This is a genomic window from Shewanella sp. AC91-MNA-CIBAN-0169 (assembly GCF_040310165.1).
GTDB lineage: Bacteria > Pseudomonadota > Gammaproteobacteria > Enterobacterales > Shewanellaceae > Shewanella.
The window spans coordinates 1-258 of record NZ_JBEOPM010000149.1 but is presented as its reverse complement, the minus strand read 5'-3'; the positions used below and the strand labels follow the sequence as shown (position 1 = coordinate 258).

Annotated in this window: 1 pseudogene; it reads right to left on the bottom strand. The window is 35.7% G+C overall.

The window, feature by feature from the left end:
• Positions 1-193: pseudogene (locus tag AAEY98_RS22485) on the bottom strand (hypothetical protein); the annotation flags it as partial.
• Positions 194-258 lie beyond the last annotated feature (65 nt).

Sequence of the window (258 nt, the reverse complement as noted above, 5' to 3'; positions counted from 1 at the left end):
CTAAAGGTGCTTGTAAGTCTTCAACTTTTGCAAATAATTCTTTTGCTTTTAATATGCAATCGTAAATGCATGCATTCCACGATTGCCATTCTTTAAACTCATTTGATGCAGACTCTTCGCCGTATAAAAGCTCATCTATGTCTTGAGAAAATGGCGCTAAAAAACACTCCATATTAATATTAAAAGCACTCACAACACGGCCTCCGCAGCTAACTTTTTAGCAGTAGCGTGTTGGTAGTAGTTATATAAGTTAAATAC